This is a genomic window from uncultured Campylobacter sp. (assembly GCF_937890585.1).
GTDB lineage: Bacteria > Campylobacterota > Campylobacteria > Campylobacterales > Campylobacteraceae > Campylobacter_A.
In genome coordinates, this window is the sequence record NZ_CALACG010000115.1 from 1 (window position 1) to 11,854 (window position 11,854).

An 11,854-nucleotide genomic window follows, 5' to 3' on the forward strand; every position below is an offset into this window, starting at 1 on the left:
AGGTGCTACATTTGAAGCTCCTGTTAGCTCAGTTGGCGGCGGACAAAGTGAAAATTTAGGTGACGGCGCGGCTGCTGATAACATAGTGCCACAACCACCATTGCCACCACAGCCAAATGGAATAATCAAAATCCCACTCTCAGCTCACAAGGGCGAGGACCCAGCGGCTGAGCTGATACAGGCATTTACAACAAAGATACCTAGCGGATATAGCGTACAAAAGCAAGCTGACGGCAGAAGCTACTTAGTGCCTGATGATGGTGTGAATGAATTTACATATAACAATGGCTGGTACGTGAGCAACGACGGCCAGCTAGCTATCGGCCAAGACGAGGCTAAAAAGCTAGCAGTAACGAGCAACGCAAACGAGGGCAACTACCCAGACGACGGCACAGTAGCAAAGATAGTAGCTCCAAATGCACAGCTAAACGTTTTTGGCTCAGATTTTAAAGATAATATAGTTGTAGATAATGCGCAGATCAATAACGTCTACGGCGGCGTTGGTGTTGATAAAATTTCAGGTATAAATTCTGCAAAGCTTAGCAACATCTCTGGTGGCTCAGGTGGTGACGTGATTGATCTAAACAAAACTACGATCACTGGCATAGTTGTGGGCAACGATGGCGACGATACTATAAATGTAGATAATGGCTCAAAAGTTGCTAAAAGCGTATATGGAAACGACGGAAAAGACACTATAACGATAGATAATAGCTCTGTTGTTAGCAAGAATGTATTTGGTAACGCTGGCGAAGATACGATAGTAGTTCAAGGCGGTGCTAAGGTAGATGGCTGGGTGCTTGGCGATACTAAAACCTTAAACGATATGCATGAAAAACAGGTAGATCCATCTCTGGATATAACAGATAATGGCGCTGGTAATGACATCATAAAAATAAGCGGCGCAGGAACTAGTGTAAAAAATATAGGTGGTGGAAACGGCATTGATACTATCACGGCAGAAAAGGGTGCTCATGTTGGACTTATCCAAGCAGACGAGGGCGATGACACCATAACTGTAACTGGTGCTGGCACATTCACAAGCGCAATAAATGGCAGAGGTGGCAACGATACTATCTTAGTTAGCGACCAAGCAAAGGTTGAAGGCATAGTTGGTAGATGGGGCAATGACGACATAACTGTAACAGGTGCTGGCACTACTGTGACTGAGTATGTAGAGGGCAACGAAGATGCTGATACTATTAGAATTTTAGATGGAGCCACTGTAAATCAATATGTAAGCGGCGGTCGTGGTGAAAACCCTGATGTATATGGCGGAGCTCAAGACTCTGATAAAAACAAAATAATCATCGAAAACGCCACAGTAAAAGGTGATGTGGAGGGCAGCACTAAAGGTGGCGATAGTGAGATCGAAATTTCAGGCTCTACTATAAATGGTAAGGTAGTTGGCTCTAACGACGGCACAAAAGTTAGCAAACTTACCATAGAAGACGGCTCTGTGGACTTTAGTAAGGTTGAGAAAATAACAAACCTTGAACTTGGCGGAGCTGATAAAAATTTAAACATCACACTAACTAAAGACGATATCTTTAGAAACAATAAGCTTAAGATAGACGGCGAAGATGGCGATAAAGTAACGCTAACTGGCGGCTTTACAGAGGTTGGCTCACATGATGGCTACAAAACATACACGGCAACAGGCTCTACGATAAGCGTAGATATCAAAGAGGATGTCGTTGTAACTCTATAATAAATTTGGTCTAAAAGGAAAACCTTTTGGACCAAAACTCTTTGCTTGTCTATAAAATTTCTAAATTTATATAGGCAATCAGCTTAAATTTCTAGTTAATTTTATATATAGATTATGGGCCAATGCCTTTTTCTTCTAAGGCAGATCGTCTTCAGTGAAATTTCCCATAGTGCTTTTTTCATTAATAGAAAAACGTGCAAGCGATGTTTTACTAAAATGATTAGTTTCAATAAGGCATAACTTTACAGCTACTACCAAGTATAAGTTTTGATGTATCAGTTGCTAGGTCTGTGCTATGTCCCAAGAGAACTGAAGTCAAGTCTGCTAGAGAATTTTCCAAACAATAGTCTTTAATGGCTTTTGCAAAATTGCCACGCAGTCTGTGAAAACTAACATTTGCATTTGGGATAGATTTGTGGATATGCCTATTTAGGCGCTTTCCAAAATAATCACTACTCTCTTTTCCTTTCTTGATTTGCTCTAGCCACTTCAAATCACCCAAATGCTCAATATTCTTATGCAGCGGAATTTGCCTATATCTACTAACGTCTCCTTTTTGCTTGGCAGTCTTAACATTTATAAATTTTATGCCATCTTCTTCGCCTACACTTTTGCTATCAAGTTGCCAAATTTCATTAAACCTTAGCCCGGTATGAAGAGCAAACATCATATAGTTTCGTAGATCAAGCCTTTTTGTAGCAAAAACTATTTTTAGTTCATCTAGGCTAAAGTTGTCTTTCGGTGACTTCTCGTCAGCTGAAATTTTAAAAGATGTAAGCATTTTAAAAGGATTGGTCGTGAGCTTGCCCATCTTTATGGCATAGTCAAAGAGCCTTTTTGAGTAAGATGTGTAGTTGTTGATAGTCTTTTTGTTGAGTTTTTTGTTTGCAAGAGTTGTTTGAAAGTTTTCGGCATCGCTGTAGCTAAACTCTTTACCTTGATGATCTTTAAAAAACTCATCCAAGAGCTTGCCAGTTTTAACATAATAGCCCTTTGTTTTATCACTGGATTTTAGCTTTAAACAATCTGTTTGCACATATCTTTTAGCTACTGCTTCAAAAGATATCGGCGAGGTTTCTTTTGGACTTAAAGATACATCCAATAATGTTTTGAGCTCGTTTTCAAGCTTTACTTCTGGCACTACTAGATTATAAAATTTAGCTATCACCTCTTGTGAGAGCTCTTTATATTCGCTAACATCTAAAAATATGCCATTTTGTTTAATGCACCGCTCATTTTGCCTTTTAATGTTTATCAAGGCTCTTAGACTTTTAGAGTTTGTATGCGCCATGGTTATCTTTTTAGTAAGAGCTTCGTTGGCTGCAGCTTTTATAGAATTTGCTAGTCTTACTGCCTCATCTAGATCTTTTGTGAAAAGGCAAAATTTAACAGTTAGCTTTTTACCATCTTTAAGAGCAGTATCAAAAAAGTAAAAATTTGGTCTATTGGGAACCTTAGTGATCAATCTAGAGCTCATAGAATGATCCTAGTTTCTGTAACAAAAGTGCAAATTTTCTGTAACAAAGCTGATTTGTCTGAAAATTAGGACAAAAATATCTGCTAATAAATGCAGTTAAAACATCGAAATTTAGGGAAGTTGGAAAGAAAAATATTGTGTTGGTGGCGGACAGAGAGGGATTTGAATACTATATACTTTATTTCATTTCTATTTTTATCAAGTCTTTTACGTTATTTACTATTTTTCCTTTTGTTTTACACATTTTTATTTGGTAGTTTTTGTTTAGTTCTGCTTTAAAGCATTTATTTCCTATGTATTCTTTTAAAACTATTTCATCTCCGCCGTATATGGTTATTTCTTTTTTGTTGTAGATGCTTATTTTTCCTTTTTCGTTGTCGTATTTCCAAAACATTTCTCTTGGTTGATTATCAAGTAAAATTTCGTGATTTTTTTCAAAACTTATATCCCAGTTACTGCCTGCTGTGAGTATAAAATCTATAAAGTATCTCTCCGTTTGTATGTTCCAGTCGCCTATTAAATTTAAATCTTTTATGTATTTGTTGTGGTTTTTGTTTTTTTCTACGTGTATTTCTATTGGATCAGCTATTAAAAATATGCAAAATAACGATAGGGTTGTTATTATTCTCATTTTATCCGCCTATCTCTTTTTTAAGTATTCTTGCCTTTATATCTGATAGGTAAAATTCTTGTTCTATCTCACTTAACTTATCAAATAGTTCTATTAGTTCTTTATGCTTTGGATTAATTTCACTTTCTTTTTGAAAATAAAATTCTAGTATTTTGTATAGGTTTGGGTTATTTTTTTCCCAGTTGTAGATAGTTTTTATATCTTTTCCGATAAATTCGGCTACTTCTCTTTTGTTCATTTCTTGAAATTATTCCAATATTTAAGATTTGTTTTATAATTATTATGCAATAATTCCTTTTAAGAAATTGCAATAATTCTAATTAAGCAATAGGATTTTAGCAATATCTTATGAATTTATAACTTAACTTACCGCCCGCAACAGAGTAGAGATGTTTAGGGGCTTGTTTGTTACAACCTTAATACGTTGTAAAACTGTTGGGGGTGGTGTAGCTCTGCCCCTAAAATACTTAGCTACAAACAAATATTTTTTAAGGAGCTACACATGTACACTTATCTTTTAGGTTTTTGTGACGAAGTTCGTCCGATTTCTCGTATCGACAAGAAAACTGGTGAAGTTTCATCGTCTATCGACGTAACTATCACTTTTGAAAGTCGCGATCAACACGGCTATCTTGTCAAATCAACCGAAACTATCAATTATGACTTTTCTCTTAAGCCAAAATTTGATTCTGTTAAAGGCAAATACATAGCTGTTCCATATCGCTTTTTAAATACTCGTAATGGTGCATATATGTTCCCTGATGAAACTTTAAGTTTTCAAGTTTTCAATGAAAATCCTTTTTTGAAAGAAACATCAAAGTCGTCTAAATAATTAAAAGCGGGGGCTATGCCTTAATGTGAGTAGCAAACCACTCTCCCGCCTTTCTCAATTTCTACAAAGTTTATTCTTTAAATTTTATAGAGATTGATCTCTATTTTTAAAAAAGGAGTTAGATATGGAAAAAGTTAAAAATTTTCTAGAATCTACTAAGGTTAAAGTTGCTGCTGTTAGCTCTACATTGCTTACAGCTCCTATTCTTTTTGCAGCAGATGCTCCAACTGTTCCAGCTACGCCGTTAAAAGCTGACTATGCTTTATTTGACTACGTATTTGCTGGCGTTATCGCTGTCGCTTTCATCTTTATGATTGCTCGTAGAGTTAAGGGCTTCATTAAGTAAGTATTAGGGGGGGCTTTAACTCCCCCTTGCAAGGTTTAAATAATGAAAGAAAATGCTATATATATCCCTAATTTAAATGTCTGCGTTAAAGATTTCTACATAAAAGATAAAAAATTATTTTTAGTGAATTTTGATGATAGCGTTTCTACTTCTGATTACTCATTTTCTAATTTTCAAACAAACTATGTATTTAACACTGAAACTAATATTTGCTACATTCAAAAAAATGATTTACTTCCAAATTTAGGTATATATGAATATCAATTTAATTTTTTAATGGGTCTTTCTGCGATACTTATAGCATTTTCTTTTCTTATTGGTTTGATAATAGTCGGAGCTACACGATGATCGAAGTTTTGAATAATGATGTTTTTAACTATTTTTTAAGTATTTTTGCTCTCTTTTTTGTGCCTATTTTTATATACGTCATAGCTCTCTCTTTCGTTAAGTAGTTTTTTTATAGCACGCGAAGCGTTTTACACTTCATTTTTTTCGCAGAATAAAAATGAAGCGACAACCGTAGGGCGTCAGTAATTTATATGAAATAAATATTATTTATAAAAATTATTTAAGGATTTCGTATGAAATTTTTTTTAAAAATTCTTTGTCTGCTTAGCTTATTAAGCTCTTTTGCATTCTCATCAAACATTTTGCTTGGTTTTGATGATGATAATTTTCCTGTTGGTGATCTTACAACTGATGATGTTGAATTTTTTGATAATTATAGATATGCAAAATATAAGCCTAACAATGAGTTTTACTATATTCTTTCTTTAAAGCCTTCTAGTTGGGGTGATTTATATTATTTTGGAAAAAAAAGAAAACCTGGTGTTTATGGTAGTTTTTCTGGTTATGGTGCTTATTTGATTATTGAAAATATTTCTTTTTCTGGTAGATATGCTTATTCTTATAATAATGTTTCATATTATGAATTTACTGAAGAAGAAAGAAACGCTGTTATTTCTTATAATCCTATTAAATATGTCAGTGCTGAGATTATTCTTACTTGTCCTGCTGGGACTAATTTTGGCATAAATTCAAAAAAATGTTTCCCAGCTTGCCCATCTGGTCAGTCTTGGGATGTTGAAACTGAAAAATGTGAGACGGATATAAAACGCCCTGATTGGTGTCCTAAGCCTATGATCTATAATGAAAGAAAGGTAGAGCTTCTTTTAGGAGATAAAATAGTTGAAGAGTGCTTGCCTGATCCTAAAATAGATAAACCTACTTGTGAAAAAAAGGGTTGGCAATTTCACGATGGTTGTTATGATAATCTTAGTGGTGCTGAAATGGCTACTTGTATGCAATTTCCTGAAGGTTGTTATGCTCCTGAAACTGTTAAGCGATTTAAGGCTGAAATACAACTTGAAAATGATCTTTTCATTATGGGCGGTTTTATGATCCCATTGCCTATTAATGCTATTAAAAATGGTCTTAGCTCTTTGGGTTCTTTTTTAAAAGGTCTTTTTTCTAGTGGTGCTAAGCCTGCTAATTTAAATTTACTTGAATATCGCCCCCAAATAGTTGATGTTAAGGCTACTGTTTCAGGTCCTGAGCCAGTCTTTAACCTTAATCCAGTTGATGATAATGCAATTGTTTTTAATAGCGTTTTTAAAGAAACTGGCAAGCTCGATGCCACTGCTTCAGCTTCATCAAATATAGTTAAATCGCCCCAAGCAACTGCCGACGTTTCGCCAAATTTAAGAAAATTTGATTTGCCTAAAGATGCTTCCATTTCAAAACTTGAGAATAATACAATAGTTACTGCCAAGCTAAAGGATATGTCTAAGCCTATCCCTACAAAAGAGATAACTGTTCCTAATGAAGTTAAAAATATAAATCTCGATTATGATTTAAATACTATGTTTAAGGCTTCTGATAAACCTACTCCAAATTTGCCCATGACAATTAAGCAAACTAGCAATGCTGGCAATAAAGCAACTTATAAAGGTAATATTGTTACTCCTGATAATAGCGTTATCGATGTTGATGTTGTTGAAACTACTAATCCAAGTGGCTCTAAAGTTCAAGATGTAACTTATTCTTATATTTATAAGACCCCAAGTGGTAGTAGTAAATTTTCTACTGGTTATGTTAATACTATTACTTCTGATAATAAGGTTACTAATTCTATTCCAAAAGATAGCACATCAACAAATTCATCTGGTAGCTCATCTAGTTCAAGTAGTGGCGGTTCATCATCAACGACTACTCCTAGTCAGCCTACCCAGTCTATCGATTTAAGCTCTTTGGAGCAAGCTATAAATAGAAATGGTGCTAAGCTTGATACTATAAACGATACTTTGACTTCTATTAAAAATCAACAGCAAGAGCAATGGAATTATGAGCCTAATGTTAATACTGCTACCTCTTTTGCTTCTTTACAAAGCGAGCTTACTAAATTTGATGTGTCTGTTAATGATGCTTTTAATTTTCTTAACAATTTTAAGGGCGACATTGATAATTTAATGAATAACTTTAACGAGTCGCTTGATATTATTAATAAAGGTATTGATAGCCCTGATATTCCTAAAGGCACTTGTCCTTTTAGTATTAGCGGTCCAACTCCTGGTAGTAACACTAAGAATTTATTTGAGATTGATCCTTGTCGTTTTGTTGCTCCTTATAAGTCTATTCTTACTCTATTTTTCACGATTTGGTTTAGCTTTGAGATCATTATGTTTTCTTTGAAATATCTCTTTAGGGTAGGTGGTGAATCATGAAATGGTTAATCGGTGCGGTTGGTGGCTTTATTGTAAATTTTATTGAATTCCTGGTAAAAAAAATTGGCATAAGAAATACAATTTTAGCTTTTATTGTCCCTATTTATGCTTCTTTTGTGGCTTTTCTTATAGCTTTTGCTGGATATGCCATTTTATTTATTATGAAAATTTGGAATTTACTTAGGGAGTATATCCCTAAAATGTTTGATTATGGCTCTAGCGTTAGTGGTTCTTTTGGCGGTTTGTCCAACCAGACTGTTTTAAACTCTGCTATGGAGTTTTTGCATCAAAGTGGCTTAGCTTCTGCTTTTTCTACTGCTATGACTTTGTTTATATCTATTCTTAGCCTTTTCTTTGCTCTCCAGCTTTATAGGGTTATCTTATATGTTAGGGCGAATATGACAAAGATCATAACTGATCTATTAACTTTAATGAGTAGATAAAATGCTTAGTTTAATTATTGGTCCGCCGCGATCTGGGAAAACCTATAAAGCAGTTCATCTAATAAATGATGAATATGAATTGCACTTAAAAGGCGAATCAAAGTATAGATTTATTTATACTAATATCAATGGTTTAAAATTTGATCATTTTGATGGCTTTGTAAAACAATATGATAAAAATGATTTTCTTACTGCGGTTAGTCAAGAATATACCCTTAGTTCTCAATATGAAAATGGCTTTTTAGATAATGTAGATAATTATGATGAATATGCCTTAAAAAGTGGCATATATGAAAATTATCATCATTGTTTAATAGTCCTTGATGAAGCTTATAACACCTTTACTAAAACGTTTAATGATAGCTTGGGTAGATTTTTGAGCTATCACGGACATTTTGGGATTGATATTATCTTTCTTTTCCAGTCTAAGCGTCAGACAAATAGAGAGTATTTAGTTCATACTGAATTAATGTATATGGCTCAGCCTAGCGGTAAAAGGCTTTTTAGCAAGCTTTTTAAGTATAAAGTTTATAGCACTTCATCGCAGGTAAATGATAACCTTATTAATTCCGAGAATTTAAAGTTTAATCAAAAAATATCAAATTTATATAGCAGTGGTTCTAACGAAATTTATAAAAGCTATGCAACTAAAAAGATTTTATTTTTATTAGCTTTCATAGTTTTTTCTTATTTGATTTATAAATTTCTCGAGCCTAAGCACGAGCCAGCTCAATCAACTAAACAAGAAACTAGGTTTGTTGATTTAAATACTTCTGATTCTAAAGAGCCTAAAACAATTTCAAATAGTGTAGATAATTCAGATATAAACACCACTATTTTTAATAACAATAGAATCTATCTAAGGATAACTTGCTTTCCAAGCGGTTGTAAATTTAGAAATTACGCAATTGATTTATCTTTAGATAGCTTCTTAGAACTTCTTTCTTTCTCAAACTGCCATATATTCTTACAAGATAAGAAGTCAGGCAACTACATTGATTACTTTGTTTCTTGCCATGCAGATTTTGAAAGGGTTTTAAAAAGCTTAGAAAATTCATCACAAGGGTTTGCAAATGAAAAATCTCCAAAAACTGATTCTAGTCCTATGTTTCCTACTCACAAGTAGTTTATCTGCCTTAGAATATCGAAATATTACTTTTAACGATTTCTTGGGCGAGATTAGTTCGATAACTGGTAAAAATATTGTTATTAGTGGTAATGTTGATACTAACTTTGATGTATTTTTACCTACGCTTGATCTAAGCAATACTGATACTTTTTCTAAGTTGCTTAAAGATATTTTAAATGTTAATGGGCTTGACTATCTTATTCAAGATAGCGTTTTATTAATATACAATCCAAAAGTTGAAGATAAGCCAGTTTTGAAAGACTACATAATAAAATTTAAGCATATATCCAAAGAAGATGTTTTATCTGCCTTATCTTTGTTTAGTGAAAATATAAAATACACTGTTTATAGTGATAGGATATTGCTTATTACTACTGAAAGCCAGTATAAGATTATTGATAATCTCATTAATGGGCTTGATACTAGCTATCAATTACGACAGCTTAGCTTTACTATTATTAGCACAGATAACACAAAGCTTAAAGAGATTGGACCACGTATAGAATCTATCTTAAGCCCTTTAGATCATTTCTACTTTAAAATTATTACTAATGTTCTTACTGTTGATAGCACTAAAGTAGATAAAAATAGCGTTACTAGCCTTATAAATTTACTTAAAGAAAAGGGCGTTTCTGATCTGATCTATAATCCTAGAGTTACTGTTATTGATAATAAAGATAGCGTAATTGAGAGCGTTATAAAAACACCTATTCAAAAATCATCAATCGATATTCAAAATAGTCAAAGCATCACTACCAACCAAGTTGAATATCAAGATGTTGGTTTAAAGCTTTATATTTCAAGTGTCTTGATTACTAATGATAGTGTTAGTTTTACTTTGGATCTATATATAGAAAATTTGCTTGATGATACATTGACCCCTAGAATTTCAAGCAGGCATCTAAAAACAAATGTATATCTTACTGATACAAATTCTTTTCTTATCGGCGGTATTAATAGCAAAGAAACGATCAAATCAACAAAGACTATTCCATTTATTGAAAACATTCCTATTCTTGGCGATATAACGACGTATAAAAGCGAAAAGACTAGCGATTATAGCTTTAGTATATTTATCACTATGCTACCATCTGAGAAAGATATTTTTTCAGAGTTTTATTATGATCCAGCAGATAAGCATCTTGCTCTTGAGCGCTATTTGACGAGCGCAGCGCGCAACGCAAAAGGGGCCCCACGTAGTGGGGAATGAGCGTGCGCTCTTGGCTATATATAATATAAGTGTGTACGAAGGTGCAAAATGTATGGTATTAGTGAAACTGATAAAATCTTTTTAAAAGCTAAGCTTGAAAATCAAAAGAAATTTCTTGATAGTAATTTCTTTATGATAAATGGCGAGTATGTCCCTTACTCTAATTTTTACTTTTCTAGCTGGCATAACTCTAATAGATATATTGCTGAACTTAATAACCGAGTAGCTAGCCTTAATGATTATGCTCAAAGTCAAGGGCTTCGCCCTATTTTCGCAGTTTTTACCTTGCCTAGCGAGTATCATAAGCAAAAGCTTATAACTCTTAAGAGTGGCAGGAAAAAGCTTGTTTATAATAAAAAGTATATTGATGACGATAAACATAGCGTTAGCGCAGGTGCTAGCAGGCTTCAAGCTTTGGTTAGAAAAATTATTGGTTCTCGATGCTTTAGGGGTATTGCTTCAGATAAAAGATGCTACATAACTACGAAAGAGCCGCATTTAGATGGGACTTGCCATTTAAATTTTCTTGTTTTTGTTCCAAAAGAAAAATTTAATGATTGTGTTCGAGTTATTAAAGATAATTTTTTAGACACTCATAGCAGGGTTGAAACCGATATTAAAAATGCTACTTCGTATGTTATGAAGTATATTTTTAAAACCCTTGATGATCTTCGTCAAAATCCTGATTTAGATAATTTGACCGATATTAGCTACTGGTATTTAAAGCATAAAATTAGGCGTTTTACTATGTCGCAAACTTTTATAAGTCTTGAAATTTATAGAAAGCTAAACGGCAGTATTGACCTAATATCTCTTACTAAAAATTATAATAAGGGCTTGGTTACTGTTGTCGTTGATCCTGATACCAGGAAACCTTTAAAAATATTTGATGAATTTGGCGATCTTTGGCAAAAAACTAGGATTATTAAAGATAGCAATACTATTAAACGATATGAAGATGCAAGCGATGATATAAAGAGCTTTGGCAATATTCTAAAACAAAAGCAAGTTTTAAAAATTTGCGATGAGCTTTTTAAAAGCTATGAAAAACCTAAGCCAGTAAGCAGAATGAAAGATTATGAGCTAGTCAATTATTATAAAAATCTAGGTGGTGATTTCAATGTTCAACACTTGGCTTACGTTGAAAATTTAATGCTATATCGTAATTTAGATAACTTTACACACTATCACGAAAAGCACGATCTAAATGCCCCTGACATTGATAGTTTTGTAGATAGATGTTTAATTTGTAATGAGTTTTAAGGAGTATATTATGAAAAATTTATTAGTTGATCTTTCTCGTTATCCGTTTTGTTTTTTTCCACAATTAGACTTAGGCATTAATGTTGAAG

12 protein-coding genes are annotated in these 11,854 nt (G+C 33.4%); 9 read left to right on the forward strand and 3 right to left on the reverse strand.

Translation table 11 applies throughout. The features are described 5' to 3' along the window. Positions 1–1,711: hypothetical protein (locus Q0296_RS03240; RefSeq protein ID WP_298036470.1), on the forward strand; the 1,711-nt coding region annotated here is incomplete at its 5' end. A 226-nt stretch (positions 1,712–1,937) separates the two neighbouring features. Here Q0296_RS03240 and Q0296_RS03245 read toward each other — a convergent pair. The 3 genes from Q0296_RS03245 to Q0296_RS03255 all read right to left on the reverse strand — a co-directional run bounded on the left by Q0296_RS03245 (position 1,938) and on the right by Q0296_RS03255 (position 4,057). Continuing rightward, complete coding sequence (locus Q0296_RS03245; protein ID WP_298036471.1) at positions 1,938–3,188, reverse strand: phage integrase SAM-like domain-containing protein; 1,251 nt, start codon at positions 3,186–3,188, stop codon at positions 1,938–1,940. 178 nt (positions 3,189–3,366) lie between these two features. Then, the gene (locus tag Q0296_RS03250) at positions 3,367–3,819 is read right to left on the reverse strand and encodes a hypothetical protein (RefSeq protein WP_298036476.1); all 453 of its coding nucleotides are present in this window, start codon (positions 3,817–3,819) and stop codon (positions 3,367–3,369) included. A gap of 1 nt (position 3,820) precedes the next feature. After that, entirely contained in the window at positions 3,821–4,057 is a 237-nt protein-coding gene (locus Q0296_RS03255) for a hypothetical protein (protein WP_021088552.1), read from the reverse strand. A 264-nt stretch (positions 4,058–4,321) separates the two neighbouring features. Here Q0296_RS03255 and Q0296_RS03260 point away from each other — a divergent pair, with 264 nt between their 5' ends. The 8 genes from Q0296_RS03260 to Q0296_RS03295 all read left to right on the forward strand — a co-directional run bounded on the left by Q0296_RS03260 (position 4,322) and on the right by Q0296_RS03295 (position 11,765). Further along, on the forward strand, positions 4,322–4,651 hold the full coding sequence (locus Q0296_RS03260; RefSeq protein ID WP_298036479.1) for a hypothetical protein: 330 nt from the start codon (positions 4,322–4,324) through the stop codon (positions 4,649–4,651). Between the two features lie 124 nt (positions 4,652–4,775). Next, complete coding sequence (locus Q0296_RS03265; protein ID WP_298036481.1) at positions 4,776–4,997, forward strand: phosphonate transporter; 222 nt, start codon at positions 4,776–4,778, stop codon at positions 4,995–4,997. Positions 4,998–5,039: 42 nt separating this feature from the next. Next, positions 5,040–5,345 carry a hypothetical protein gene (locus Q0296_RS03270; RefSeq protein WP_298036483.1) on the forward strand — a complete coding sequence of 102 codons (306 nt, stop codon included), beginning with the start codon at positions 5,040–5,042 and terminating at the stop codon, positions 5,343–5,345. A gap of 233 nt (positions 5,346–5,578) precedes the next feature. Then, a complete protein-coding gene (locus tag Q0296_RS03275) occupies positions 5,579–7,720 on the forward strand; it encodes a hypothetical protein (RefSeq protein ID WP_298036485.1) in 2,142 nt (713 codons plus the stop codon). Beyond that, on the forward strand, positions 7,717–8,163 hold the full coding sequence (locus Q0296_RS03280; protein ID WP_298036487.1) for a hypothetical protein: 447 nt from the start codon (positions 7,717–7,719) through the stop codon (positions 8,161–8,163). The genes Q0296_RS03275 and Q0296_RS03280 overlap by 4 nt, the downstream gene beginning before the upstream one ends. Position 8,164: 1 nt before the next feature. Next, a complete protein-coding gene (locus Q0296_RS03285; RefSeq protein WP_298036488.1) occupies positions 8,165–9,289 on the forward strand; it encodes a zonular occludens toxin domain-containing protein in 1,125 nt (374 codons plus the stop codon). After that, on the forward strand, positions 9,237–10,502 hold the full coding sequence (locus Q0296_RS03290) for a hypothetical protein (RefSeq protein ID WP_298036490.1): 1,266 nt from the start codon (positions 9,237–9,239) through the stop codon (positions 10,500–10,502). The genes Q0296_RS03285 and Q0296_RS03290 overlap by 53 nt, the downstream gene beginning before the upstream one ends. Before the next feature lie 48 nt (positions 10,503–10,550). After that, positions 10,551–11,765: a hypothetical protein gene (locus Q0296_RS03295; RefSeq protein WP_298036491.1), complete on the forward strand. Its 1,215-nt coding sequence runs from the start codon at positions 10,551–10,553 to the stop codon at positions 11,763–11,765. Positions 11,766–11,854: the final 89 nt, after the last annotated feature.

What these genes read in the sequence shown, in the direction of transcription:
- Q0296_RS03280 (WP_298036487.1), top strand. Translation starts at nt 7,717, where the DNA reads ATGAAATGGTTAATCGGTGCGGTTGGTGGCTTTATTGTAAATTTTATT.
- Q0296_RS03290 (WP_298036490.1), top strand. Translation starts at nt 9,237, where the DNA reads ATGAAAAATCTCCAAAAACTGATTCTAGTCCTATGTTTCCTACTCACA.
- Q0296_RS03255 (WP_021088552.1), bottom strand. Translation starts at nt 4,057, where the DNA reads ATGAACAAAAGAGAAGTAGCCGAATTTATCGGAAAAGATATAAAAACT.
- Q0296_RS03245 (WP_298036471.1), bottom strand. Translation starts at nt 3,188, where the DNA reads ATGAGCTCTAGATTGATCACTAAGGTTCCCAATAGACCAAATTTTTAC.
- Q0296_RS03270 (WP_298036483.1), top strand. Translation starts at nt 5,040, where the DNA reads ATGAAAGAAAATGCTATATATATCCCTAATTTAAATGTCTGCGTTAAA.
- Q0296_RS03285 (WP_298036488.1), top strand. Translation starts at nt 8,165, where the DNA reads ATGCTTAGTTTAATTATTGGTCCGCCGCGATCTGGGAAAACCTATAAA.
- Q0296_RS03250 (WP_298036476.1), bottom strand. Translation starts at nt 3,819, where the DNA reads ATGAGAATAATAACAACCCTATCGTTATTTTGCATATTTTTAATAGCT.
- Q0296_RS03260 (WP_298036479.1), top strand. Translation starts at nt 4,322, where the DNA reads ATGTACACTTATCTTTTAGGTTTTTGTGACGAAGTTCGTCCGATTTCT.
- Q0296_RS03265 (WP_298036481.1), top strand. Translation starts at nt 4,776, where the DNA reads ATGGAAAAAGTTAAAAATTTTCTAGAATCTACTAAGGTTAAAGTTGCT.
- Q0296_RS03295 (WP_298036491.1), top strand. Translation starts at nt 10,551, where the DNA reads ATGTATGGTATTAGTGAAACTGATAAAATCTTTTTAAAAGCTAAGCTT.
- Q0296_RS03275 (WP_298036485.1), top strand. Translation starts at nt 5,579, where the DNA reads ATGAAATTTTTTTTAAAAATTCTTTGTCTGCTTAGCTTATTAAGCTCT.